Below are 25,502 nucleotides of genomic sequence, written 5' to 3'. Positions count from 1 at the left end.
CGCGTCGCCCGCCCGCCACAGCGCAGCGCGCTTGCGCCGCTCGCCCAGCGGGCTGTCAGCCTCTCCCGGTATGCTCTGGGCTGGCATGTCGATGCAATAGCGGGAGAGGTCTGTGAAGAAGGGCGGTTGGGGGATCATGCGGTTGCGGACACGGGGCCGTTCGGCCCTGGCATCAGGCCAGGACGACAACGAGCAGAACAGCCAGCCCGACGATCAGCACGCCGCGTTGCGGATCGGGCCAGCACGCCATCCGGCCGGTCAGCAGCTTTCTGGCCGCCCGCGCATCAAGGCAAACGCAACAGGTCGTTGTGTTCATCGCGCCTGGACCTGCCTGCTCGCCTCCGCGGCCACTGCCGCGGTTCTTGCGTGTGCCACCCCGGCCGTCGGCCAGTCGCTTCCGCCAGAGCTGACCGGCGCTTGGGCCGCCACCGGGCTGCCCGAATCGGCGCTGTCGGTCGTGGTCGAAGAGGTCGACGGCCAGCGCCTGGTTGGCGTCAATCCCCAGCAGCCGCGCAACCCCGCGTCGGTCATGAAGCTGGTCACCACCTTCAGTGCGCTGGACAGCCTGGGCCCGGCCTACGTATGGCGCACGCAGTTGCTGGTCGAACCCGGTACCACGCGCCTGCCCGATGGCAGCCTGTCGGGACCGCTGTACTTGCGGGCCAGCGGCGATCCGGAGTTCCAGCTCGAAGACCTGTGGAGCCTGCTGCGCGAGCTGCGGGTGCGGGGCATTCGTCGTATTCCGGAACTCATCGTCGACCGCAGCATTTTTGGGCCGGTGGCGATCGATCCAGGCGCCTTCGACAACGATCCTTCGCGTCCCTATAACGCCAGCCCCGACGCATGGATGGTCGGCCTGGGCGCGGTGCGTCTGCTGTTCACGCCCGACCGCGACGCGCGCCAGTGGCGGGTCGTGATGGATCCGCCCCTGCCCGGCGTGCGGGTCGATGGCGTCCCCAAGTGGTCGGACGCCGTGTGCCCGGGATCACCCGTGGTCCAGACCGAGCCTTTCATTACGCCTAGCGGCGGCGTATCGATGCGGGTGACCGGCACCGCGGCCGGGTCCTGCGGCGAGTTCACCGTGTACCGCCTGGCGCTGCCCCAGCCCGCCCATGCCGAGGCCACCTTCAAGCTGATGTGGCAGGAGCAGGGCGGGACATTGACCGGCCGCATCCGCCAGGGCCAGGTGCCGCCCGATGCGGTGCTGTTCGCGTCGCACGATTCGCCGCCCCTCGGCGATGTCGTGCGACGGATCAACAAGCTCAGCAATAACGTCATGGCCCGGTCGCTGCTGCTGACCCTGGGCGCCAACCATGAGCGGGGACCGGCCACGGTGGCCAGCGGGGGGCAGGCGGTCAACGCCATCCTGGCGGCGCGCGGCCTGGAGTTTCCCGAGCTGGTGCTGGATAACGGGTCGGGGCTGTCCCGCAATGGCCGCATCTCCGCCGACAGCCTGGGCCGTCTGCTCGGGGCGGCGTGGAAGTCGGCGGTCATGCCCGAGTTCGTGTCGTCGCTGGCCATCTCGGGCACCGACGGCACCGTGCGCCGCCGCCTGCGCGATCCGTCGGCGCAGGGGATGGCCCACCTCAAGACCGGATCGCTGCGCGACGTACGGGCGATGGCCGGCTACGTGCTGGCCAACAGCGGCAAGCGGTATCTGGTGGTGAGCGTGGTCAACGACGAGAAGGCGCAGCAGGTCAATGCCTTCAATGACCAGCTCATCGCCTGGATCGCGGCTCGCTGATCCTCGTCAAGCTGCAAGCTGACGTTGCAGGTGTTACCCGATGATGCGCTGTGCAGGTATGGGTTCCGGATGCCGAACGACGCTGCTATGATCAATCGTCAACCACACCGCACAGGAGCAATAACCTATGTCTACAGCCGGAAAAGAAAAGCTCATCACCGATGTGAAAGTGGTGCTGACTGACGCAGAAGATCTGCTCAAGCAAGCCGCAGCCAGCACGGGCGACCGTGCTATTGAACTGCGTGAAAGCGCGCTGGCGTCGCTCAAGCGCGCCAAGGAAAAACTGGTCGACGTGCAGGACTCCGTCATGGAACGCAGCAAGCAGGCTGCCCGCGTCACCGACGACTTCGTGCATGAAAGCCCCTGGCGCGCGATCGGCATCGCTGCCGCGGTCGGCTTCCTGGCTGGCCTGGTTGTCAACAGCGGTCGTCGTTAAGCGTTCCGCGCAAGGTGCCCGGACCCCTTCCACTGGTCGGATCGCTCAGGTCGCTCGCCGCTACGTCGGTGGGCATCCTCAAGACGCGGCTTGAACTCGTTGCGATAGAACTCGCCGAAGAAAAGACGCGTCTGATGGGCCTGCTGATCCTGGCGCTGGCCGGCTTGCTCTGTCTGGCGATCGGCCTGCTGATGTTCTCGTTCCTGGTCGTCGTCGCTTTCTGGGACACCGATCATCGTCTGCTCTCCATCGTCCTGGTAGGCCTGGTCTACCTGCTGTTGGGGATAGGCATGCTGTTCGCGGTCCGCAAGAAGGCCATCGATGCGCCGATTGCCTTTGAAGAAACGCTGGCGGAACTGGAACGGGATCGTGAACTGCTTGCAGGCGATGCCCCCGACGACGCCTACCGGAGCCGGCCATGAGCGATGCGCGTTCGAGACTGGCCACCCGCAAGGAACTGCTGCTGGCGCGGGCCTCCATCGAACGGATGGAGTTCGCGGCGCACGTGGGCCGGGTCAAGTCGGCGGCGACCCCGTCGTCCTTGATCCGTCTGGCCTTGCCGGCGCGCATGCTCAGCCAGCAAGGCCCTGCCATTGCGCTCAGAGCGTTCCAGAACCTGCGGCGTTACCCGATCGTGTCGTCGGCCATATCCATGCTGCTGGCACGAGTGGCGTCCGGCGGCGTCTTCAAGCTGGCAAAGCTGGGCGGCGTCGCGGCCGTGGCGATGCAGGTGTACAAGATCTGGCGCGCGGTCAATGGACCGGGCGGCGGGCGGTACTACTGACCGAACCGATGCCAACAAAAAGGCCCGATCGTGATCGGGCCTTTTTGCATTCACGGCGCGCGGCTTAGCTGCGGCTGGTGACTTCCAGCAGGTGGTAGCCGAACTGGGTCTTGACCGGGCCTTGCACGACGTTGATCGGCGCGCTGAACACGACGGTGTCGAATTCCTTGACCATCTGGCCAGGACCGAACGAGCCCAGCTCGCCACCGTTGCGGCCCGATGGGCAGCTCGAGTTTTCCTTGGCGATCTGTGCAAAGTCGGCGCCGCCTTCAATGGCGCTCTTCAGTTCTGCGGCCTTGGCTTCAGTCGAAACCAGGATGTGACGGGCGGTAGCTTGGGCCATGGGGCCTCCTAATTGAGGGAAACGCGAAGTTCGCCCCGCAAGCTTACTGGTTTCCGCCAAGGCGTGCCGTTGGCGGATGTGTCAGGATCTGGCCGCCGGTCCCAGCCCCAGCTCGCCCCACATGGCATCCACGCGTGACTTCACCTCGTCGTTCATCACGATCGGCGTGCCCCATTCGCGGGTGGTTTCGCCGGGCCACTTGTTGGTCGCATCCAGCCCCATCTTGCCGCCCAGACCCGACACCGGAGACGCGAAGTCCAGGTAATCGATCGGTGTGTTCTCGACCAGCAGCGTGTCCCGCACCGGATCCATGCGGGTAGTGATCGCCCAGATTACCTCGGCCCAATCGCGCACATCGATCTCTTCGTCCACCACCACGATGAACTTGGTGTACATGAACTGCCGCAGAATGCTCCAGATGCCGAACATGACCCGCTTGGCATGTCCGGCGTACTGCTTGCGGATCGACACCACGGCCATGCGGTAGCTGCAGCCTTCGGGCGGCAGGTAGAAGTCCACGATTTCGGGCAACTGACGGCGCAGCAGCGGCGTGAACACTTCGTTCAGCGCCACCCCCAGCACGGCGGGTTCGTCGGGCGGCTTGCCGGTATAGGTCGAATGATAGATAGGGTCGCGGCGCAGGGTAATGCGCTCTACGGTAAACACCGGGAACCAGTCCTGTTCGTTGTAGTAGCCCGTGTGATCGCCGTAGGGGCCTTCCAGCGCCATTTCGTAGCCGGTGGAGGGCGGCGGGGTCATTCCGTCGGGCACTAGCGGCGCCACCGCCCGCGGATCGGTCGAGGGCAGCAGGTAGCCTTCCAGCACGATTTCCGCCGATGCGGGCACCGTCAGGTCATTGCCTATGCACTTGACCGTTTCCGTGCGTCCACCCCGCAGCAAGCCCGCGAACTGGTATTCCGACAGCGCGTCGGGCACCGGGGTGACCGCCCCCAGGATCGTGGCGGGATCGGCGCCCAGCGCCACGGACACCGGGAAGGGCTCGCCGGGGTGCGCCAGCATATGGTCGCGGAAATCCAGCGCGCCGCCGCGGTGCGACAGCCAGCGCATGATCAGCTTGTTGCGGGCAATGGGCTGCTGCCGGTAGATGCCCAGATTCTGGCGCTTGCGCTGGGGTCCTTTGGTGACCACCAGGCCCCAGGCCAGCAGGGGGCCACATCGCCGGGCCAGCAATGCTGGATGGGCAGGGCGCCCAGGTCCACGTCATCGCCTTCGATCACGACTTCCTGGCATGGCGCGCTGCGCACGGTGCGCGGCGCCATGTCCCACAGGGCCGACTTGAGCATCGACACCTTGGCCAGCGCATCCTTGAATCCGCGTGGCGGCTCGGGTTCGCGCAGCGACGCCAGCAGTTCGCCCACATCCTTCAGTGCGCCGACATCATCGGCGCCCATGCCCAGCGCCACCCGCCTGGGCGTGCCGAACAGATTGGCCAGCACGGGCATCGTGGCTCGGCCGCGCCCGGGTTGCGTGACGTGTTCGAACAGCAGCGCCGGACCCCCGGCGCGCAACACGCGATCGGCGATTTCGGTGATTTCGAGGTGCGTGGACACGGGGGTGGTAATCCGCTTGAGTTCGCCCATGGATTCGAGCTGGCGGATGAAGTCTCTGAGATCGCGGTATTTCACTCGTGCAAAGCCTTGGAAAAGGGGGCAGTCATGCAAGGGTACCAGGGTGTTCCAACGGCTTCAGGACCGGACCGGAAAGCAGCTGGAAACGCGCTAGAAATGCGCCGGAAATCGCGGGAAACCAGGGCAAACCCGCGTCCGAAAAGCCGCCAATTTACGGGTTTTTTCGAACCGTGTTCAAAATCTACGCCATAATTCTTGAAAGTGACCGCTCACTTTTCCCGATCTTTCCATATATGGCGGATTCAAATCCGCTTACATCTTCAGATGGCTGCTAAAACGGCTGAATCAGGGCGCTTTTGTCCGGGGGTTGGTTGACCGGTCAAAAATCGGTTCCTAAAATCGGGCCACTTTCAGCGTACGCCTGATCACGATTTCTGTCCCTCCTACATGTCCCGCAAGCGCGGGTTCCGACAGAGCGATCAGGCTGGACTAACGGGTCATCGGGTGCCCACCCTACTGGAGTTCCTAGCGGCGCGAACGCGTCCTAGCCCGAAACAGGCACGGCCATCAGGGAGTCTCTGCGACCCCGCGCCGTGCAGGTGTACCGCCTAATCGTTCTGATAGCGGTGCGATGTACAGCCAAGCGGGCTGTCAGGTATGCGATGTCATGGCTGGAAGCACATCTTCCAGGGACGCGCATGGTCTGCCGGCCTCAGCAAGGAGGTAATAAGCATGCCCGACGCGCAACCGCGCACGTCGCTCAAGCTGATGGCTACCAATGCCCACAAAGGCGTTGCCGACCTGTCACGCTCGTTCACCGGTTTTCTCGGCCTCGCCTTATTGGTCGTCATGGGTGCCGTCTGGTCCGTCCCGGATCTGCGGAACAATGTTTTTCAGTGGCACACCGATGCTGTAGCAGCTAGCGTGCCCGCTGCCCCCGTGGACGACGTGATCGTTCCGCTGGACGTGCCGCACAGCCGCACCGTGGCGTTTCTGGAGTCCATGGGCGACGGCCAGTCGGTGCACAAGCTGCCGGCCGTGAAAATGTCTCCGGCCCAGGTCGAATCGCTGCGCCGCTACATTACCGGCAAGTACCGCGTGTCCAACGAAGCGACCCGCATGCTGATTTCGACGGCCTATGGCGTCGGGCAGGAAATGGGGCTGGATCCCCTGCTGCTGCTGGCGATCATCGCTATCGAATCAAGCTTCAATCCGTTTGCTGAAAGCCAGGTGGGCGCCCAGGGTTTGATGCAGGTGCTGACCAAGGTCCATCAGGACAAATTCCAGCACTTCGGTGGCGAGCAGGCCGCGTTCAACCCGGTGGCCAACATCCGTGTCGGCGCCATGATCCTGCGTGACTGTATCGCGCGCGGCGGTTCGCTGGTGACGGGGCTGCGCATGTACGTCGGCGTGACCGCCGATGGCGTGAGCCCGTACGGCGAAAAGGTGCTGGCGGAACGCCGCCGCCTGGCGTCAGCGGCCGGCATGCAGCAGATCGCGCCGCTGGCCAAGCCGGCGCAGTCGGCATCCAACGAGCCCCAGCGCCCGGCCGCGGGTCAGCAAGTGGTGGCTTCGTCTGCCATGATGTAAGGCATACATCCGCCGGCAGGGCACGACGTGCCCACGAAAAAGCCCCGATGGTCGCCATCGGGGCTTTTTTATGGATGCTGGCGGGTGGCGGCCGGCGTGTGCGTGCGGCGTGGCGCGCCGCCAGGCCCCGTTCGCGCAGCACGCGGGCTACACGGGGCGCAGGGTTCACAGGAGTCAGGCTTTGGCAAGAAAGTCACCGATACGCGCCATGGCTTCTTCCAGGCGGCTCAGTTCGGTGGCGTACGAAAAGCGCAGGTAGCGATGTGCCTCGGCATCGCCAAAATCCAGTCCGGGCACCGCGCAGACGCCCGCTTCATTGAGCAGGCGGGTCGCAAAATCGAAGCTGTCGGACGCGTGGGCGCTCACATCACTATATATATAGAAGGCGCCGTCAGGACGCACTGGTACCGACAGGCCCAGACGCTCGAACGCGGGCAGCAGAAAGTCGCGCCGTTGCTGGAAGGCGCCGCGCCGGGTCTCGAAAATTTCGAGCGATTCCGGCGTGAAGCAGGCCAGGGCCGCGTGCTGCGACAACGCGGACGGGCAAATCACCACGTTCTGGGCCAGTTTTTCGAATGCAGGCACCAGGTCGGGTGGAACGACCAGCCAGCCGAGCCGCCAGCCCGTCATATGGAAGTACTTGGAAAAGCTGTTGACCAGGATCACGTCATCGCCCAGCGCGGCCGCCGACTTGCGGTCGCCGTCGTAGCTCAGGCCCAGGTAGATTTCGTCAACCACGGTAAAGCCGTCCCGCGCGCGGACTTCGGCTGCGATTTCCGCCAGCACGCCGGGGGCCACCGAGGTGCCGGTCGGGTTGCTGGGTGACGCAACGATGACGCCGGCCGTGGCAGGCGACCAGTGCTGCCGCACATGGTCCGCCGACAGCTGGAAACGGTCGGCCGGGCCGGACGGGATGAGTCGCGGGTTGCCGCCAGCCGCCGTCACGATGTGCCGGTTGGCAGGGTAGGTCGGATCGGGCATGAGAACGTCCTGCCCGGGTTCGACCAGCGCGGCGCAGGCCAGCATCAGCGCGCCGGACGCGCCCGCGGTCACGATGACGCGCGACGGATCGACCTGCGCGCCAAAGCGCGTGGCGTAGAAGCCGGCGATCGCTTCGCGCAGCGCCGGGATGCCCAGGGCTTCGGTGTACTGGCTGCGCCCGCTGCGTGCAGCCGCGTCAAGGGCGTCGACCACGGCCGGAATGGCGGTGAAGTCGGGCTCGCCAATGCTCATGTGGATGATGTCGCGCCCCGCCGCCTGCAGCTGCGCGGCCTGCTTGACGACTTCCATGGCGTAGAACGGAGAAATGCGGGCGATACGGGAGGCGAGACGAGGCATGCAAGAAGTTTACCGGACCTACAATGGCGCATCTTCCTTCTGGCCCTTTCAGGCCGCCGCACGCATCCCTTCATGAAACCCGGTCGACGCGCCTTCTTCCTGCCCCGGCTTGCCGCGGCCACGCCCTGGGCGAACTTTTGCCAGCGCCTGGCGCGGGCCGCGCAGGGCCGGGTGGACGACGACACGCCGGCGCCGGGTGCGCCGGGGCGAGCGCGGCTGCGCGTGGCGCGGGACGAGGACGTCTTTCACGCGCGTGCCTTGTGTGCGGAACTGGGCGTCATGCTGGTGTTGCCCGGCGCGGATCCGGCCTTGCTGCCGCCGGATCGCCATTGGCTGATACTGGATGTCGACGCTTTGAACACGCTGGGCCCGGTGGACCTGGCGCAGGGCCATATCGACATCGATGTCGGATGCACGTTCGGAATGCTTCGGCAGGCACTGGCAGGCACTGGCTGGACCTGGCCGCATGGAGACGATGGCGCGACGGTGGCGTCCTGGATGGCCGCGCCGGGTCCCTGGCGGCCAGGACATTGCCGCGATTCCGGCCTGCGCTGGGCCGATGTCATGCTCGCCGGCGGTGAGTTCGAGCGCCTGGGGCCTTTCGGTGTGGACGCCACGCGGCCGCTGCGGTCCGCCGCCAGCAGCCGGCTGATTTCGTCGCTGTTCGAACTCAGTGGCGCATCTTCCATGCAGACATTGCTGGCGCAGCCAACCTGGCTGGCGGCCTACCGGCTGGATGCGCTGACGCCGCGGAGCGATGAAAGGCCGGATGACGCCGTCCAGGCCGATGACGCGCTGGCGGGCGCGGCCCAGCAGGGTATTGCCGCGCGAGAAGGCGCGGCCTTGCAGGGTACTGCCGCGCGGGCGGGCGCCGATGCGCAGGGTCGTGTCGCGCCTGGGGCTGACGCCCTGGCGCCCAATCCGGCGCATCTGCTGCTGGGCAGCCGCGGCACGCTGGCGTGGACCGGCCGCGTGCAACTGCAGTTGCTGCGAGATGCGCCAGCCGGGAGCGACCCCTCGCGATCGTCCAAAAACCATCCGGCCGCGTCGCCAGGGCCTGCTACGACGCCCGCAACAGCCGCAACCGAGGCGTCCGCGGCGATCCCGCCCGTACGCCGCCATGTGCTCGATGATCTGGACGATATGGTCAAAGGATGTTTCGATCCATTGGGCCTGTTCCCCAGTCAGGTTGTCTAACCCCGGTTTGGAGCGGATAATCCCTGGCTCGCAAACTGTCTACCCCCAGGGCACAACATCGACAATGGCTCAACCCCTCGATCCCAATCTGCGCAAGGCCGCCCTCGAATATCACGAGCAAGGTCGCCCGGGCAAAATTTCCATTGCAGCGACCAAGCAGCTCTCCAACCAGAGAGACCTCGCGCTTGCCTATTCGCCCGGCGTCGCGGCCGCGTGTGAGGCCATTGTCGACGATCCCGCCAACGCCTTCCGCTACACCGCGCGGGGCAACCTGGTCGCGGTAATTACCAACGGCACCGCCGTGCTGGGCCTGGGCGCCATCGGCCCGCTCGCTTCCAAGCCGGTCATGGAAGGCAAGGCCGTGCTGTTCAAGAAGTTTGCGGGCATCGACGTGTTCGACATCGAACTGAACGAAACCGACCCCGACAAACTGGTCGACATCATTGCCGCGCTGGAACCGACCTTCGGCGGGATCAACCTGGAAGACATCAAGGCACCCGAATGCTTCGTGGTCGAGCGCAAGGCGCGCGAACGCATGAGCATCCCGGTGTTCCACGACGACCAGCACGGCACCGCGATCACGGTGGCGGCGGCGATCATCAACGGCCTTGAAGTCGTCGGCAAGAAGATCGACGAGATCAAGCTCGTGACCTCGGGCGCCGGCGCGGCCGCGCTGGCATGTATCGACCTGCTGGTCGACATGGGCGTCAAGATCAGCAATATCTGGGTGACCGACATCGAAGGCGTCGTGTACGAAGGCCGGACCACGCTGATGGATCCGGACAAGGCACGTTTCGCGCAGCCCACCGAACACCGCAAGCTGGCCGACGTCATCAAGGACGCCGACGTGTTCCTGGGCCTGTCCGCCGGCGGCGTGCTCAAGCCGGAAATGGTGGCGACGATGTCGCCGCGCCCGATCATCATGGCGCTGGCCAACCCGACCCCGGAAATCCTGCCGGAACTGGTCAAGACCGTGCGCGACGACGCCGTGATGGCAACCGGGCGCTCGGACTATCCGAACCAGGTCAACAACGTCCTGTGCTTCCCGTACATCTTCCGTGGCGCGCTCGACGTGGGCGCCACGACGATCACGCGCGAAATGGAAATCGCATGCGTGCACGCGATCGCGGCACTGGCCCGTGAAGAGCAGAGCGAAATCGTGACCGCGGCCTATGACACGGCCGACCAGGCCTTCGGTCCGGAATACCTGATTCCCAAGCCCTTCGATCCCCGCCTGATCGTGCGTATCGCGCCGGCCGTGGCCCGCGCGGCCATGGACTCCGGCGTGGCGACGCGGCCGATCACCGACATGGAAGCCTATGTCGAGCAACTGCAGCAATTCGTCTACCACTCGGGCGCGTTCATGCGCCCCTGTACGGCGCCGCGCGCCGCACGGTGGCCAGCGGCGGCAAGGCGCGCATCGTCTACACCGAAGGCGAAGACGAACGCGTGCTGCGCGCCGTGCAGGCGGTGATCGACGACGGTCTGGCCAAGCCGATTCTGGTGGGCCGTCCGGCCGTGCTGGCCAAGCGCATCGAAAAGCTGGGCCTGCGCATGCGGCTGGGTGTCGACGTCGAAGTCACCAACACCGAATTCGACGAACGCCATCGTGAATATTCCCAGCTGTATTGGGAAATGACGAACCGCAAGGGCGTCACCAAGGAATACGCCAAGATTGAAATGCGCCGCCGGCTGACGCTGATCGGCGCGATGATGGTCCACACCGGCGACGCCGACGGCATGATCTGCGGCACCGTGGGCCCGTACTCGAACCATCTGCAGTTCGTCGATGAAGTCATTGGCCGCCGTCCCGACGCCAAGGTCTACGCCGCCATGAACTTCCTGGTGTTGCCGAACCGCACCCTGGTGCTGGTCGACACGCACGTGAACGAGAACCCGACAGCCGAGCAACTGGCCGAGATCACCATCCAGGCCGCCGAAGAAATGCAGCGTCTGGGCGTCGAACCGAAGGCGGCGCTGTTGTCGCACTCGAACTTCGGGTCCAACAATTCGGCGTCGGCGGTCAAGATGCGCCGCACGCTGGACCTGGTGCGCGAGATGGCGCCCTGGCTGGAAATCGACGGCGAAATGCACGGCGACTGCGCCCTGTCTGAAACGCTGCGCAACCGCCTGCTGCCAAACACGACGCTCAAGGGCGAAGCAAACCTGCTGGTGTGCCCGACGATCGAGTCGGCCAACATCTCTTACAACCTGCTCAAGACGACCGCCGGCAACAACGTGGCCATCGGTCCCATCCTGCTGGGTTGCAAGGCGCCGGTCAGCATCCTGACGGCCAGCGCCACGGTCCGCCGTATCATCAATATGACTGCATTGACGGTCATGGATGCCAACGCCACCCGCCAGGCCTGAGTTTCAAGCTTCGCCTGCCGGTGATGTGCCGGCGGGCGCATCGCCTGTGCACGATCCCGATACCCTCGGCCTGATCCTGACGGGCGGGGGTGCGCGCGCGGCGTATCAGGTGGGCGTGCTCAAGGCCATCGTCCAGGTCCTGCAGGAACGGCCCGGCGGGCTGACGCGCAATCCGTTTCCGGTGATCTGCGGGACGTCGGCAGGCGCGATCAATGCCAGTGCGCTGGCCTGCGGGGCGGACGACATTGCCGGAACTGTGGACCGCATGCTGCAAGTGTGGGAACACTTCCATGCCGAGCAGGTGTATCGCGCGGATGCGCTGGGCGTGATGCGAACCGGCGCTGGATGGCTGTCCATGCTGTCGTTCGGCTGGATGCTGGCGCGGCTGGGGCGGCTCAAGCCACGTTCGCTGCTCGACAACCGGCCGCTGGGCGACCTGTTGACCCGCATGCTCGACTTCCCGGCGCTGGCCGACCACCTGCGGCAGGGCGCGGTGCAGGCCTTGGCCATCTCGGCATCCAGCTACACGACCGGGCAGCACATCACCTTCTACCAGTCGGCCTACGAAATCGAACCGTGGCGGCGCACGCAGCGTCTGGCATGCCGCACCACGCTGACCGTCGACCACCTGCTGGCATCCAGCGCCATCCCCTTCGTCTTTCCGGCGCACCGCGTGCCGGTGTTCGGCCATGCCGAGTGGTGCGGCGACGGGTCGATGCGGCAACTGGCGCCGATCAGTCCAGCCATCCACCTGGGCGCGAACAAGGTGCTGGTGATCGGGGCAGGGCGGATGCACGAGCCCGCCCGGGCCGCGCCGGCGTCGAGCGCATATCCGTCAGTCGCGCAGATCGCGGGCCACGCGCTGTCCAATATCTTTCTGGACAGCCTGGCGGTGGACGTGGAACGGCTGGAGCGCATCAACCAGACCCTGACGCTGCTGCCCGCCGACCGGCGTGGCCATTCGGGCCTGCGTCCGGTCAAGGTGCTGGTGATCGCGCCGAGCCAGCGGCTGGACGACATCGCATCGCGCCACACGGCCAGCCTGCCACCGACCATCCGCGGCCTGCTGGGGGGCATCGGCGTGTCGTCGCGCACCGGCGATCCGCGAGGCGCCGCGCTTGCCTCATATCTGTTGTTCGAACCCGGCTACACCCGTGAGTTGATCGCGCTGGGGTTTGGCGATACGCTCAGTCGTCGGTCCGACGTGATCGATTTTTTCGACTAGTCCGCGGTTAGCGACGGCCTGCGCAGACGGCTGCGCGCAGCGGACGCAAGCGGGTATCGCGGGGAATCACATGCTGAAGACGTTGGGAGCGGCGCGGGGCCGCGTGGTGTGGCAGCGCTGGCTGGCGGGCCTGCTGCTTGGCCTGTTGTTCAATATCGCGCTTGGTGTGGCGGGATCCACACCCGCCGTAGCGCGTCAGACGCAGGAATTCGGTCGGCAAGACATCGCCCGGCAAGAGATTGTCCGACAGGACGTCGTTTCCCAAGACGTGATTTCGATCCGCGCCCTGCCGCCCGAAGCGCAGCGCGTGCTGGTCTTGATCCGGCAGGGCGGGCCGTTTCCGCACAGGAAAGACGGCGTGACGTTTTTTAACCGAGAGCGCCTCTTGCCGTCACAAGCGCGCGGATACTATACCGAGTACACGGTGCCGACCCCAGGCGCCCGCAACCGCGGCGCACGGCGTATCGTGGCGGGACGTGGCGCCGGCGGCAACCCGGCAACCAGCGGCGAATACTGGTACACGTCCGATCACTATTCATCGTTTCAACGTATTCAGGAGTGATCATGTCCGACACCGCGACGCCCTTGCATGCCCTGCTGAAAGATGGCGGCACGCTGTATCGCACGGCGCTGGAACCGGTGACGCTGCACCGGGCAGCGCATGACCTGAAGCTGGCCCTGTTCGACATCGACTGCACACGCGCCCGGACCAAGTCGGCGGTCTTGCGTGCGATCGCCAATGCGGTCGATTTTCCGGAGCATTTCGGCGGCAATCTGGACGCGCTGTACGACTGTCTGACCGACACGCTGCTCGACCAGAAGCGGGGCATGGTGCTCGCGCTGCGGCACCTGCACGAAAACGATCCGGGCCTGGTCCCGCACGTGGCCGGCATTGTTCAGGTCTGTGAAGACACGGTTGAATTCGCGCGCGAAAATGGCAAGGTGTTTACGTTCGTGCTCGAGACGGACGAGGGCGTGCTGGAACCTACGCCGCTGCCGCCCACGTCGTCCTACGACGGGTAAGGGCCGCCTGCCGTCAGCTCAAGGCTTGAACGATCCTTCGATCGTGTACCGCGCCCCGGGGTGCACCAGCCGCGCCACCGTAATGGGCGTGCCCTGGCTTTCCGTCCTGCGCACAATGATGAGGCACGGGTCGGCCGATTCGATGCCCAACAGTTGGGCTTCCTGCACCGTTGGGGTGCCTGCCTCGATGGAATATTGCGCTTCCCACAACGGCGCCACGGCCAGCAGGTAGTTGGTCGGCGTGGTTTTCGTGAAGTCCACCGACAGATAGTCCGGCGCGCGAGACGGGTTCACATAGCGGTCTTCGCACAGCAGTGCGACGTCGTCTTCGTAATGCACGATCAGGGTGTGGAAGACGTCGCTGCCGACCGGCAGGCCCAGCCGCTGCGCCAGGCCACCCGCCGTGACCTGTTCCTTCTGCACCAGCTGCACGTCGGCCCGATGCCGGTGGCCCCGTTCACTGATCTCGGTATGCAGATCGCGGATCGTCAGGGTGGATGACGCGCGATAGGGCTGGGCGGCAAAGGTGCCGACACCCTGCACCCGCTCCACCAAGCCTTCCGCCTGCAACTCGCGCACGGCACGGCTGACCGTCATGCGGCTGACACTGAACTGCTCGACCAGCTCGGCTTCAGACGGCATCAGGGTGCCGGGCGCCCAGCGGCCTTCCGCCAGACCGGACTTCAGGAAGTGCTTGACGTGCGCGTAGGCGGCGGTGGGACGGGCATAGTTCATGCTTTTGAGAATACTCGACTATGCCTGTCTAGCCAAGATACCGATACACGGCGGTGCGCGTGTTCCATGGACGCATTCGTCTAATGGAAAACCCCGCCGAATTTGGGTTGAGCTGACTTGTATATACAGGCATAGTCATGTTCAGCGTGTGCTGCCGAGTCAGCCACGGCCACCCTATCCGCAGGAGATCGTCCATGTCCCACTTCAAGCACACCTCGCTGGCCCTGGTGTTGGCAGCACTGGCCACCGGCGCCGCGCTGCCCGCCCACGCCGATATCAAGATCGGTTTCAACGTGCCGCTGACCGGCTTTGCCGCGGCGGACGGCAAGTCGGCGCTGGAAGGCGCCAAGCTGGCGATCGCCCAGGCCAACGCCAAGGGCGGTGTCAAGGGCGAGAAGTTGGAACTGGTGGTGTATGACGACCAGGGCGCCGCGAAAGACGCAGTGCCGGCCGCGACCAAGCTGGTCGAGCGTGACAAGGTGGTTGCCGCCGTGTCGGGTTCGTATTCCGGTTCGACCCGCGCCGCCGCATCGATCTTCCAGCGCGGCAAGGTCCCGTACGTGGTGGCCTATGCGATCCACCCGGACATCACCCGCGCAGGCGACTTCATGTTCCGCGTGTCGGCCATGGGCGAAGTGCAGGGCCGCGCTGGCGCCAAGCTGGTCAGCGAACTGGGCAAGAAGCGCGTGGCGCTGGTCAGCATCAACAACGACTTCGGTCAGGCCCTGGCCGCAGGCTTCAAGGAAGCCGCGCCCAAGTTCGACTTCAAGATCGTTGCCGAATACGACTACGGCATGCAGGACCGCCAGTTCGGCGCGCTGGTCAGCAAGCTCAAGAGCGACAACCCCGACGTGATCTATGCGTCGGGTTACTTCTTCACGGCAGGCCCGCTGGTCAGCCAGATCCGCGCCGCGGGCATCACCGCGCCGGTCATCGGCCAGGAAGGGTATGACTCCGAGAAGTTCATGGAAATCGCCGGCCCCGCGTCCGAAGGCACGCTGATCACGACGTCGCTGGACCGCGATTCGACCGCACCGGCCACCAAGGCCTTCCTGACCGAATTCCGCAAGTCCGCCAACTTTGGCGCCGACATGGTGGGCGCCTCGTCGTACACCGCCGTGCAGGTGGTGATCGACGGCCTGACCAAGACCGGCGGCAAGGGCGGCGAGGCGCTGCGCGACGCGATTGCCGCAGGCAAGTACGACACGCCGATCGGCCAGCTGTCGTTCAACGATCTGCATGAAGTGAAGAAGGACATTCAGGTCCAGATCGTGAAGGACAAGGCCTTCCATCGCCATTCGGTGATTTCGGACCCGGTCCTGCTCGCGCCGCCGACCAAGGCGGGCAACTGAGGCTGGCGGCGCCCCCGTCCGCTGTACTTTTTCATCCACGAACGGACTCTTCATGCTCCTGTTGGAACTTGCCGCCCAGGGCCTTGTGCAGGGCAGTATCTATGCCCTGGTCGCTTTGGGCCTGACTCTGGTCTACGGCCTGCTGCGTATCCTGCACGTCGCCCACGCCGCGCTGTTCACCCTGGGCGCATACGTGGGCGTGCTGGTCTGCAACGCGACCGGCATGCCGCTGCTCGGGTTTGCCGCGGCCATGCTGGCCAGTGGCGTGGCCGGGGTCGCCATGTTCCGGCTGGCCTATCAGCCGCTGCTGTCGCAACCGCCATTCGTGGCCTTGATTGCGTCGATCGGCCTGTTCGTGGCGGCCGAAGAAACCTTTCGCCTGATTTTCGGCGCGTCGGGCATGTCGTTCGTGACGCCGTTCCTGCAAGGCCAGGTGGTCCTGCCGGGCGGCCTGCAATTCAAGCAAGCCGAGCTTGCCGTGATGGTGAGCGCGGCCCTGATCATCGGCCTGCTGGGCTGGCTGCAGATGCGCACGCGCATTGGTGTGGCCTGCCAGGCCACGGTGTCGGATCCCAAGATGGCGGAGTCGTTCGGAATCCGTCTCAAGACCGTGCGTGACCTGAACTTCTTCGTGGGATCGGCACTGGCCGGTTTCGCGGGCGTATGGGTGGCGCTGCTGAACAATCTGGTGGAGCCGACCATGGGCAGCGTGCCCTCGTACAAGGCGCTGGCCATCATCGTGCTGGGCGGGCTGGGTTCCGTGCGCGGCACCTTGCTGGCGGCGCTGGTGTTGGGCGTGGTCGAAGCCTACGGCACCATCTATCTGGGCAACGTGCTGGATCGCAATGCGATCGCCTTCGCCTTCCTGATCTTCGTCCTGATGCTGCGGCCCCAAGGGCTGTTCGCGAAACGCTAAGGGAGACCGAAATGGAATATGAAATTTCGCTCCTGACCAGCATGGGCATTGCGGTCCTGTTCGCACTGTCCTTGAACATGATCACCGGCTTTTGCGGGCAGATCAGTCTGGGTCATGCCGCCTTCCTGGGGGTGGGCGCCTATGTGTCGGTGCTGCTGACGCAAGCGGGCGTGCCTTTCCTGGTGACGCTGCCGGCGTCCATGCTGCTGGCGGGTCTGGTGGGCGTCGTGGTCGGCTTCGCCAGCCTGCGGGTGCGGGCCGACTTCCTGGCCATCACCACCATGGGTGTCGGTTTCCTGTTCGTCGGCATCGTACGCAAGCAGGGCTGGCTGGGCGGTGAGATGGGCCTGTCGGGCTTTCCGGAATCGGGCCTGTCGCGCACGGGCTTCATGCTGCTGGTGCTGGGGCTGTGTGTGGCGGTTGCCGCGCTGAGTGTTTACGTGCGGGCGTCCTGGATGGGCCGGGTGTTCAACGGCATTGCCGAAGACGAAGACACCATGCGGGTGCTGGGCATGGACGTGCCGCGCTACAAGCTGGCGGCCTTTGCGATCGGGACCGCGCTGGCCGGCATGGCGGGCGCCCTGTATTCGCAGCACCTGCACTTCATTGGCCCCGACAGCTTTGGTTTCGTGGAGTCGATCACCGTGCTGTCGATGGTGGTGGTGGGCGGCATCGGGTCGGTGGCGGGCGTGACGGTGGCCGCTGCGCTGCTGTCGATATTGCCCGAGTGGTTCCAGTTCATTGGCGACTACAAGCTGCTGGTGTACGGCGGCCTGCTGTTCCTGATGATGCGCTTTTCGCCCGGCGGGATGGCAGCCCTGGTCCGCAGGATGCGCAACGCGATGAAGAAGGAGCCGTCATGAGCGGGACTGCAATGAACACGACGGGAACCACCGCGACGGCGAACGGGGTGATCGCTGCCACGCCTGCGGCCACAAGCCATCCCTTGCTCCGGGTTTCCAATGTGACGGTGCGCTTTGGTGGACTGACCGCCATCGACAGCGTGTCGTTCGACGTATTTGCCGGCGAACTGCTTGGGCTGATCGGGCCGAACGGCGCGGGCAAGACAACCATGCTTCGGTCGATCACCGGCGTGGTTCGGCCTACCGAAGGCGACGTGTCGCTGGAAGGGTCCAGCCTGTCGGGATTGTCCATCGACCGCCGTGTGCGCCTGGGCCTTGCGCTGTCGCAGCAGCTGGTCAAGCCGCTGCGCAACATTTCGGTGATCGACAACGTCGCACTGGCTGCGGGCGCCGCCAAGACCGTGTCGCCCCTGCGCGCCTTGCTGAACCGGTCGCAAGCCGTTGAACGCGAGCAAGCCATGGTCATGCTGGAACGGGTGGGCATCGCACGGCATGCCGACGAAAGCCCGGCCATCCAGCCACTGGGTGTGCTCAAGCGGCTGGAGATGGCGCGGGCCCTGGCCCAGTCGCCGCGCCTGCTGTTGCTGGACGAACCGCTGGCCGGTCTCAACACCAAGGAAGCGCATTCGCTGGCCGATACCATCGCCGATATCAACGCGCAGGGCGTGACCATTGTGCTGATCGAGCACAATCTGGGCGAAGTCATGCGCATCTGCAAACGCCTGGTCGTGCTGGACAACGGGCGCCGGATTGCCGAAGGCGATCCCCGCGCGGTCATGAACGATCCGGCGGTGCGCAGCGCCTATCTGGGCGGCGACACGCTGGCCGACGGTCAGGCGGGCGGGCAGGCTGCGGCATCGAGCCAACCGAGCCGACCTAGCCAATCGGGCCAACCGATCCAACCGAGCCCATCCGCACCGGCAACGACCGCCACCGTGCCAGGAGCCCCTGATGCTTGAACTTCGCAACTTGTCGTGCGGCTATGGCGTCTTCCACGCGCTGCACGACCTGACCCTGACACTCAGGCCCGGCACCATCACCGGGCTGATCGGCCCCAATGGCGCGGGCAAGTCGTCGACCCTGATGTGCATAGCCGGCCACGTGACACAGCAGGGCGGCAGTATCCTGTTCGATGGCGAGGACGTCAGCGCGCTGCCGGCAACGGAACGCGTGCGCCGCGGCATCGCGATTTCGCCTGAAGGCCGCCGTCTGTTCAAGGACTTGTCGGTCGAAGACAACCTGCGCGTGGGCGGCATGATTCATCCGGTCAAGGGCTATGCGCAGGATCGCGACCGGGTGCTGACAATGTTTCCCCGTCTGGGTGAACGCATCAAATCGCTGGCGGGCAATCTGTCGGGCGGCGAGCAGCAAATGCTGGCGATCGGGCGCGCGCTGATGGCGCGCCCGCGACTGATCATGATCGACGAGCTGTCGCTGGGCCTGATGCCGAAAGTGATCGACCTGTGCTACAGCGCCTTGCAACATTTGCGCAGCGATGGCATGACCGTGCTGCTGGTGGAGCAGAACACCGAACGCGTGCTGTCGGTGGCAGACGATGTCTGCGTGCTGGAATCCGGCCGTGCCGTATGGCAGGGCAGCGCCGCCGATGCCCGGCAGGACGACACCCTGTCAGCCGCGTATCTCGGATTGCATTGAAGCGAACCGCATTGAACCGATCCGCATTGAACCGACCGCATCACATCGACCCGCAGCACATGGCACACCTCCAGCCGCCGCATTGACCTGAAGTCTGCCTTGAACCGGGCCACACGGCATCCGACTCGATTCGCGCCCGGCCACTTCCTTATTCGTACCTGTTCCAGGAGCACCTCATGAACTCCACGACTTCAACCGAAACTTCCGTTCTGCAAGATCCCCGTGTGGACCCGACGCGCGTCATCCGCGCACCGCGTGGCACCGAGCTGACGTGCAAGAGCTGGCTGACCGAGGCCGCCTACCGCATGATCCAGAACAATCTCGACCCCGAAGTGGCCGAGAATCCGCAGAGCCTGGTGGTGTATGGCGGCATTGGCCGCGCGGCGCGCGACTGGGCGTGCTTCGACCAGATCCTGGCGTCGCTGCGCGACCTGGAAAACGACGAATCCCTGCTGATCCAGTCGGGCAAGCCGGTGGGCGTGTTCAAGACGCACCCCAACGCGCCGCGCGTGCTGATCGCCAATTCGAACCTGGTACCTAAGTGGGCGAACTGGGAACACTTCAATGAACTGGATCGCAAGGGCCTGTTCATGTACGGCCAGATGACGGCGGGCAGCTGGATCTACATCGGCAGCCAGGGCATCGTGCAAGGCACCTTCGAAACCTTTGTGGAAGCGGGCCGCCAGCACTTCAACAACGACCTGGCCGGCCGCTGGATCCTGACAGCGGGCCTGGGCGGCATGGGCGGCGCGCAGCCGCTGGCTGCGACGCTGGCCGGCGCCGTGTCGCTCAACATCGAATGTCAGCAGAGCAGTATCGACTTCCGCCTGCGCACCCGCTATGTCGACAAGCAGGCCAAGGACATCGACGATGCGATCGCGCTGATCACGCAGCACACGGCAGCCAAGGAAGCCGTGTCGATCGCGCTGCTCGGCAACGCCGCCGAAGTCCTGCCCGAACTGGTCAAGCGCGCAAAGGCGGGCCAGATCGTCCCCGATATCGTGACGGACCAGACGTCCGCCCATGACCTGATCAACGGCTATCTGCCGGCAGGCTGGTCGGTGGCCGAATGGAAGGCCGCGCAACAGGACCCATCGCAGCACGTCCGCCTGACCAAGGCCGCCGCGCAATCGTGCGCCGTGCACGTGCAGGCCATGCTGGACTTCCAGGCGCTGGGCGTGCCTACCGTTGACTACGGCAACAATATCCGCCAGGTCGCGTTCGACGAGGGCGTGACCAACGCCTTCGACTTTCCTGGCTTTGTGCCGGCCTATATTCGCCCCATGTTCTGCGAAGGCAAGGGTCCGTTCCGCTGGGTGGCGCTGTCGGGCGATCCGGAAGACATCTACAAAACGGATGCCAAAATCAAGGAACTGTTCCCCGAGAACAAGCACACGCATCGCTGGCTGGACATGGCGCGGGAACGGATTGCGTTCCAGGGCCTGCCCGCGCGCATCTGCTGGCTGGGCCTGGGCGAACGCCACCTTGCCGGGCTGGCTTTCAACGAAATGGTCAGGAACGGCGAATTGAAGGCGCCGATCGTGATCGGCCGCGACCACCTGGACACCGGGTCGGTCGCCAGCCCGAACCGCGAAACCGAATCCATGAAGGACGGCACCGATGCCGTGTCGGACTGGCCGCTGCTCAACGCCTTGTTGAACACCGCCGGCGGCGCGACCTGGGTCAGCCTGCATCATGGCGGCGGCGTGGGCATGGGTTACTCGCAACACTCGGGCATGGTGATCGTGGCCGATGGATCCGATGAAGCGGCCAAGCGCCTGGCGCGCGTGCTGGTCAACGACAGCGGTTCGGGCGTGATGCGCCATGCCGATGCCGGCTATCAGCAGGCCATCGACACGGCCCGGAAGCAGAAGCTGAACCTGCCGATGATCAAGTGAATGGCGGCGACTGAAACCTGCGTGGCGGTGGCCACCCGATCATCCATGGCGGCGACTGCCCGAGCGTCCATGGGGGCGGCCACGGAAGCATCCATGGCGGCGACTACCGGATCATCGACGGCGGCGACCCCCGCACCTGCATGGCGGTGGCGCCATGACGGTGCAGCGCTTCGCCGTTGAACATCTGCTGTCCATGCCCTGGAAGAACGGGGGCGGGTCCACGCGCGAAATCGTGTGCCAGCCGCCGGGCGCGGGCATGGATGCGTTCGACTGGCGCGTCAGTATCGCGACCATCGACCGGCCAGGTCCGTTTTCGGCGTTTCCAGGCGTCGCGCGCACCATCATGCTGCTGGAAGGCTGCGGCGTGCGGCTGCGGTCGGCGCAGGCCGCGATCGACCACAGGCTGGACACCCCGCTGGCGCCTTTTGATTTCGACGGCGGCACGGCGCTGGACTGCGATCTGCTGGGCGGCACGTCCACTGACTTCAACGTCATGGTGCGCGCGGACCGGCTGGCGTCGCAGTGCCGCGTGCTGCGTGCGGCGCATACCCTGGCGCCCGCGCCGCATGGCCTGTTGCTGGCGGTTGCCGGCGAATGGACGGCGGAAAGCGACGACGCGTCGCGCCCCTTGAAAGCCGGGGAGGGCGTATGGTGGGCGGATACGCCGTTTGGCGCGCGCCTGACGCCGCGGGGTGATGACGCCGCCATGATCGCGGTGCGCATCGAACCGCGACAGGCAATGCCGCGGTAGAACAGCAAAAGGACGTGAGCATGATCAAGAATGCAATGGGTGGAACAGGCGAGCAGGGCGGCTCAAGTTCGGGCGACTCGTTGAAGGATGCAACGATGACGGACGCAACGATCACCCCTGCACCGTCACAGAGCCCCGCTTCCGCCGACGGCGTCTGGACCCGGCTGCGCGTGGCAGCCGGCACGGACACGTCGGACGCCGTCATCGTTGTCCAGGACGGCATGATTGCGTGGATGGGCTCACCGGCCAATCTGCCTGGTGATTACGCCATGCTGCCCCGTCACGATGGGCATGGCGCGCTGGTCACGCCGGGCCTGGTCGACTGCCACACCCATCTGGTCTATGGCGGCCAGCGCGCGAATGAATTTGCGATGCGGCTGGCCGGCGCCAGCTACGAAGACATTGCCAAGGCGGGCGGTGGCATCGTGTCGTCCGTCAAAGCCACGCGGGAAGCGTCTGAAGACGAACTGTTTGCCAGCGCCTCGCACCGCCTGCAATCCTTGCTGGCCGAGGGCGTCTGCGCCATTGAAGTCAAATCGGGCTACGGCCTGTCGCTGGAACACGAACGCAAGCAATTGCGGGTGGCGCGCCGGCTTGCGGACGCCCACCACGTGACGGTGCGCACGACCTTTCTGGGCGCGCACGCCTTGCCGCCGGAATACGCCGGCCGCAGCGGCGACTATATCGATGCGGTGTGCAACGACATGCTGCCCGCCCTGGCCGCCGAAGGACTGGTCGATGCGGTGGATGTGTTCTGCGAGCGCATCGCGTTTTCCCTTGAAGAAACCGAGCAGGTCTTCAAGGCGGCGCAGGCCCTGGGCTTGCCGGTCAAGCTGCATGCCGAACAACTGTCGGACATGGGCGGCACCGCCTTGGCCGCAAAATACGGCGCGCTGTCGTGCGACCACATCGAGCACCTGTCCCAGGCCGGCATCGACGCCATGAAGGCTTCGGGCACGGTTGCGGTGTTGCTGCCCGGCGCGTACTACACCTTGCGCGACACCCATCTGCCGCCCATCGATGCCTTGCGCAAGGCAGGCGTCCCAATGGCCGTGGCCACCGATCACAACCCCGGCACGTCGCCCGCCTTGAGCCTGCTGCTGATGGTCAACATGGCCTGCACGCTGTTCCGGCTGACCGTGCCCGAGGCGCTGGCCGGCGTGACCCGCCATGCCGCGCGCGCGCTGGGTCTGCAGGATACGCATGGCGAACTGCGGGTCGGCGTCCCCGCCAACTTCGTGCTGTGGGACGTGCGCGACCCGGCCGAACTGGCCTACTGGTTTGGCCAGCGTCCAGTGCGGACCGTGGTGCGCCAGGGGCGCATTGCCGTGACGGCGCCGAGGCCGCCCGCTACATCGGGCGGCGTCACCGCAACGGCAGCCACCGGTTCTTCGACCCCTGCAGCATCGTCCACGGGTACCCCTCTATGACCGTCATCGTCCCCCACCGCCAACTGTTCGCCACGGACGCCTTGCTGCCGTCTGGTTGGGCCAAGGACGTGGTCCTGTCCTGGGACGAACAGGGCGCATTGACCCACGTCGATGCCAACACCCTGGCCCCCGCCAACGTTGCGCGCGCCGCCGGACCGGTCATTCCCGGGATGCCCAACCTGCATTCGCATGCGTTCCAGCGCGCGTTTGCGGGCCTGACCGAGCATCGCGGCCAGGCGCAGGACAGTTTCTGGAGCTGGCGCACCCTGATGTACCGGTTTGCCTCGCGCCTGGGCCCGGAACAGATGGAAGCCATCGCAACCTGGCTGTATGCCGAGATGCTGGAAGCGGGCTACACGTCCGTCTGCGAATTCCAGTACGTGCACCACGCTGCCGATGGCAAGCCCTATGCCGATGATGCGGAGCTGAGCCTGGCGCTGCTGCGGGCCGCCAACAGAACCGGCATCGGCTTGACCCTGCTGCCCGTGCTGTACCAGACCAGCGGCTTTGGCGCCAAGCCGCCGGCCGAAGGCCAACGCCGCTTCATCCGGTCCACCGACTCGATGCTTGCGCTGCTGGAAGGACTCAAGCCTCGGTGCGATGCGCAGGGTGCGCGCCTGGGCCTGGCGCCCCATTCGCTGCGCGCCGTGCCGCCCGACAGCCTGCGCGATGCCATTGCGGGCCTGGACCGCATCGACCCGACCTCGCCCTTGCATATCCACATTGCCGAACAGACGCAGGAAGTCGACGATTGCGTGGCCTGGAGCGGCCAGCGCCCGGTGGCCTGGCTGCTGGACCACCTGCCCGTGGACGGGCGCTGGTGCCTGGTGCATGCCACGCACATGGACCACGACGAATACGATCGCGGTGCGCGCAGCGGTGCGGTGGCCGGCCTGTGCCCGACCACCGAAGCCAATCTGGGCGATGGCATCTTCGACTTTTCCCGATGGCGCGACCACGGCGGCGTGTGGGGCGTGGGGTCCGACAGCCATGCCTGCGTCAATGCCGCCGAAGAGCTGATTCTGCTCGAATACGGCCAGCGGCTGTCCACCCGTCAACGCAACGTGGGCGCCGAATCCGCCCACCGCCATGTCGCGACGGCCTTGACCCTGGGCGCGGTGCAGGGCGGCGCGCAGGCGTCGGGCCGGGCCATTGCCGGATTGGCGATCGGCCAGCAGGCGGACTTTGTCGTGCTGGACAGCGCCCACCTTGCGCTGCAAGGCCTAGCGCCAGAGGATATGCTGTCGGCCCATGTGTTTGCCAGCCATCGCACCTCCGCCATTGCCGAGGTCTGGCGGGCCGGCCAGGCGCGCGTGACCGCCGGCCGGCATTCCTTGCACGACACGGCTGCGCGGGCGTTCATTGCCGCGCGCGCCCAGCTTCTTCAGGACCAATGATCATGACGTTCACCACCACTGAACCCGCTTTCCGTTTCCGCCAGGGCACCCGCCCGCTGCTGTTGTCGATGCCGCATGTCGGCACCTACGTGCCGCCGGACCTGGCCCAGCGCCTGACCGACGAATCGCGTCAGGTACCGGACACCGACTGGCATCTGGAACGGCTGTATGACTTCGCCGACGCCCTTGGCGCCTCGGTGCTGGTCGCCACCCATTCGCGGTATGTGATCGACCTGAACCGTCCGCCCGATGGCGCCAGCCTGTATCCTGGACAGAGCGTGACGGGTCTGTGCCCGGTCGACAATTTCGACGACCGCGGCATTTATCTGGACCCCAGCGACACGCCCGACGATGCCGAAGTGGCCGCGCGCCGCGACGCCATCTGGTATCCGTACCACGCCAAACTGGCCGAAGAACTCGCCCGCATGAAGGCCGAGCACGGCACGGTCGCACTGTGGGATTGCCATTCGATCCGGTCGGTGCTGCCGCGCTTTTTGAAGGCAAGCTGCCCGACCTGAACCTGGGCACCGGCAAGGGATCGAGCTGCGACGCCGAGCTGGCCGAGTCGGTCTATGGCATTGCGCAGCAGGCGCCAGGGCTCACGGCCATCCTGAATGGCCGCTTCACCGGCGGCTACATCACGCGCCAGTACGGCCAGCCCGCGGACGGCGTGCAGGCCATCCAGCTGGAAATGACGCAGTCGAGCTACATGCAGGAAGCGCTGCCGTTCGACTACTTGCCCGACGTGGCCAGCAAGGTCCAGCCCACGCTGCGCCGGATGCTGGAAACCGTGCTCGATTACGTCGAGCGCGCCAAGACACGCTGAGGCCATCGTTGGAAGCGGGCCGCGGCCCGAACAGGCGGC

At 65.6% G+C, this 25,502-nt stretch carries 21 protein-coding genes and 3 pseudogenes; 20 read left to right on the top strand and 4 right to left on the bottom strand.

Annotated features, from left to right (window positions below; genetic code table 11):
• Positions 1-112: 112 nt before the first annotated feature.
• The 4 genes from dacB (at position 113) to ACNANG_RS08675 (ending at position 2,964) form a co-directional block, all read left to right on the top strand.
• Entirely contained in the window at positions 113-1,744 is a 1,632-nt protein-coding gene (gene dacB, locus ACNANG_RS08690; protein WP_420226859.1) for a D-alanyl-D-alanine carboxypeptidase/D-alanyl-D-alanine endopeptidase, read from the top strand.
• A 127-nt stretch (positions 1,745-1,871) separates the two neighbouring features.
• Positions 1,872-2,180, top strand: coding sequence for a DUF883 family protein (locus tag ACNANG_RS08685; protein WP_179589017.1), 309 nt, complete (start codon positions 1,872-1,874; stop codon positions 2,178-2,180).
• Positions 2,181-2,194: 14 nt separating this feature from the next.
• Entirely contained in the window at positions 2,195-2,602 is a 408-nt protein-coding gene (locus tag ACNANG_RS08680) for a phage holin family protein (protein ID WP_420226858.1), read from the top strand.
• Positions 2,599-2,964, top strand: coding sequence for a hypothetical protein (locus ACNANG_RS08675; RefSeq protein ID WP_420226857.1), 366 nt, complete (start codon positions 2,599-2,601; stop codon positions 2,962-2,964). The genes ACNANG_RS08680 and ACNANG_RS08675 overlap by 4 nt, the downstream gene beginning before the upstream one ends.
• Positions 2,965-3,028: 64 nt before the next feature.
• Here ACNANG_RS08675 and ACNANG_RS08670 read toward each other — a convergent pair whose 3' ends face one another.
• On the bottom strand, positions 3,029-3,307 hold the full coding sequence (locus ACNANG_RS08670) for a peptidylprolyl isomerase (protein ID WP_179589020.1): 279 nt from the start codon (positions 3,305-3,307) through the stop codon (positions 3,029-3,031).
• Positions 3,308-3,388: 81 nt separating this feature from the next.
• Positions 3,389-4,953, bottom strand: a pseudogene (gene ubiD, locus ACNANG_RS08665) (4-hydroxy-3-polyprenylbenzoate decarboxylase).
• 675 nt (positions 4,954-5,628) lie between these two features.
• Between ubiD and ACNANG_RS08660 the strand changes: the two are divergent.
• Positions 5,629-6,486, top strand: a complete 858-nt coding sequence (locus ACNANG_RS08660; protein WP_420226856.1) for a transglycosylase SLT domain-containing protein — start codon at positions 5,629-5,631, stop codon at positions 6,484-6,486.
• A 174-nt stretch (positions 6,487-6,660) separates the two neighbouring features.
• Here the strand turns inward: ACNANG_RS08660 and ACNANG_RS08655 are convergent, their stop codons facing one another.
• A complete protein-coding gene (locus ACNANG_RS08655; RefSeq protein WP_420226855.1) occupies positions 6,661-7,824 on the bottom strand; it encodes a pyridoxal phosphate-dependent aminotransferase in 1,164 nt (387 codons plus the stop codon).
• 72 nt (positions 7,825-7,896) lie between these two features.
• Between ACNANG_RS08655 and ACNANG_RS08650 the strand changes: the two genes are divergently transcribed.
• The 5 genes and pseudogenes from ACNANG_RS08650 (at position 7,897) to ACNANG_RS08630 (ending at position 13,639) form a co-directional block, all read left to right on the top strand.
• Positions 7,897-9,021 carry a hypothetical protein gene (locus ACNANG_RS08650; RefSeq protein WP_420226854.1) on the top strand — a complete coding sequence of 375 codons (1,125 nt, stop codon included), beginning with the start codon at positions 7,897-7,899 and terminating at the stop codon, positions 9,019-9,021.
• A 64-nt stretch (positions 9,022-9,085) separates the two neighbouring features.
• A pseudogene (locus tag ACNANG_RS08645) lies at positions 9,086-11,391 on the top strand (NADP-dependent malic enzyme).
• A gap of 46 nt (positions 11,392-11,437) precedes the next feature.
• Positions 11,438-12,616: a patatin-like phospholipase family protein gene (locus ACNANG_RS08640; RefSeq protein WP_420226853.1), complete on the top strand. Its 1,179-nt coding sequence runs from the start codon at positions 11,438-11,440 to the stop codon at positions 12,614-12,616.
• 70 nt (positions 12,617-12,686) lie between these two features.
• Positions 12,687-13,178: a ribonuclease domain-containing protein gene (locus ACNANG_RS08635; RefSeq protein WP_420226852.1), complete on the top strand. Its 492-nt coding sequence runs from the start codon at positions 12,687-12,689 to the stop codon at positions 13,176-13,178.
• Positions 13,179-13,180: 2 nt separating this feature from the next.
• On the top strand, positions 13,181-13,639 hold the full coding sequence (locus ACNANG_RS08630; RefSeq protein ID WP_420226851.1) for a barstar family protein: 459 nt from the start codon (positions 13,181-13,183) through the stop codon (positions 13,637-13,639).
• 18 nt (positions 13,640-13,657) lie between these two features.
• On the opposite strand, the gene ACNANG_RS08625 is transcribed toward ACNANG_RS08630, so the two are convergent.
• Positions 13,658-14,374 carry a UTRA domain-containing protein gene (locus ACNANG_RS08625; RefSeq protein WP_420226850.1) on the bottom strand — a complete coding sequence of 239 codons (717 nt, stop codon included), beginning with the start codon at positions 14,372-14,374 and terminating at the stop codon, positions 13,658-13,660.
• Positions 14,375-14,568: 194 nt separating this feature from the next.
• On the opposite strand from ACNANG_RS08625, the gene ACNANG_RS08620 reads away from it, so the two are divergent.
• The 10 genes and pseudogenes from ACNANG_RS08620 (at position 14,569) to hutG (ending at position 25,463) form a co-directional block, all read left to right on the top strand.
• Complete coding sequence (locus ACNANG_RS08620; RefSeq protein WP_420226849.1) at positions 14,569-15,726, top strand: ABC transporter substrate-binding protein; 1,158 nt, start codon at positions 14,569-14,571, stop codon at positions 15,724-15,726.
• Between the two features lie 52 nt (positions 15,727-15,778).
• The gene (locus ACNANG_RS08615; RefSeq protein WP_420226848.1) at positions 15,779-16,642 is read left to right on the top strand and encodes a branched-chain amino acid ABC transporter permease; all 864 of its coding nucleotides are present in this window, start codon (positions 15,779-15,781) and stop codon (positions 16,640-16,642) included.
• A gap of 11 nt (positions 16,643-16,653) precedes the next feature.
• Positions 16,654-17,505 (top strand): branched-chain amino acid ABC transporter permease, encoded by an 852-nt coding sequence (locus tag ACNANG_RS08610; protein WP_420226847.1) that lies wholly within the window; start codon positions 16,654-16,656, stop codon positions 17,503-17,505.
• Positions 17,502-18,464: an ABC transporter ATP-binding protein gene (locus ACNANG_RS08605; RefSeq protein WP_420226846.1), complete on the top strand. Its 963-nt coding sequence runs from the start codon at positions 17,502-17,504 to the stop codon at positions 18,462-18,464. Before ACNANG_RS08610 ends, ACNANG_RS08605 begins: the two co-directional genes overlap by 4 nt.
• Complete coding sequence (locus ACNANG_RS08600; RefSeq protein WP_420226845.1) at positions 18,457-19,161, top strand: ABC transporter ATP-binding protein; 705 nt, start codon at positions 18,457-18,459, stop codon at positions 19,159-19,161. The genes ACNANG_RS08605 and ACNANG_RS08600 overlap by 8 nt, the downstream gene beginning before the upstream one ends.
• A gap of 176 nt (positions 19,162-19,337) precedes the next feature.
• Positions 19,338-21,059 (top strand): urocanate hydratase, encoded by a 1,722-nt coding sequence (hutU, locus tag ACNANG_RS08595; RefSeq protein ID WP_420226844.1) that lies wholly within the window; start codon positions 19,338-19,340, stop codon positions 21,057-21,059.
• Between the two features lie 154 nt (positions 21,060-21,213).
• On the top strand, positions 21,214-21,810 hold the full coding sequence (locus ACNANG_RS08590; RefSeq protein ID WP_420226843.1) for a HutD family protein: 597 nt from the start codon (positions 21,214-21,216) through the stop codon (positions 21,808-21,810).
• Positions 21,811-21,905: 95 nt separating this feature from the next.
• Positions 21,906-23,240, top strand: coding sequence for an imidazolonepropionase (gene hutI, locus ACNANG_RS08585; RefSeq protein ID WP_420227489.1), 1,335 nt, complete (start codon positions 21,906-21,908; stop codon positions 23,238-23,240).
• Positions 23,237-24,637, top strand: coding sequence for a formimidoylglutamate deiminase (locus tag ACNANG_RS08580; RefSeq protein ID WP_420226842.1), 1,401 nt, complete (start codon positions 23,237-23,239; stop codon positions 24,635-24,637). Before hutI ends, ACNANG_RS08580 begins: the two co-directional genes overlap by 4 nt.
• Before the next feature lie 2 nt (positions 24,638-24,639).
• A pseudogene (hutG, locus tag ACNANG_RS08575) lies at positions 24,640-25,463 on the top strand (N-formylglutamate deformylase).
• Positions 25,464-25,502 lie beyond the last annotated feature (39 nt).

Source organism: Pigmentiphaga litoralis (genome assembly GCF_048632615.1).
Lineage (GTDB): Bacteria > Pseudomonadota > Gammaproteobacteria > Burkholderiales > Burkholderiaceae_B > Pigmentiphaga > Pigmentiphaga litoralis_B.
The sequence above is the reverse complement of the archived record's forward strand: the minus strand, read 5'-3'. Positions and strand labels throughout refer to the sequence as shown.